Raw genomic sequence first — 359 nt, forward strand, 5'->3', positions numbered from 1 at the left:
TGCGGTCGTAGATATGTTTCCAGATTTTAATTCTGGAAGCATCGTATTGGGACCATTGCCCTACGTTGTCTCCCGAATTTACCTGAGTGAAACCTTTGGAAAGGTCAAATCGGAAGCCATCGACTTTATATTCCGTCAACCAATAATTATTGACCGAATCGACAAAAGTGCGTGTGTATTTGCTCTCGTGGTTAAAATCATACCCCACATTGAAAGGGTGCTTGGCCACTCGGTTAAACCAAGGATTGTCTTCGGTAGGAGCTCCATAATCCCCGTCATTGTACAGACGCACCATGGTATTTTGCCCAAAAGCATGATTGAGCACCATGTCCAAAATGACCACCATTCCTTTGCCATGC

General features: G+C 44.6%; 1 pseudogene. It reads right to left on the minus strand.

Annotated elements, in window-relative coordinates:
• Positions 1–359 (minus strand): annotated as a pseudogene (locus ACNKXV_RS13560) (alpha-amylase family glycosyl hydrolase); the annotation flags it as partial.

This window comes from Christiangramia aquimixticola (assembly GCF_048285835.1).
GTDB lineage: Bacteria > Bacteroidota > Bacteroidia > Flavobacteriales > Flavobacteriaceae > Christiangramia > Christiangramia aquimixticola.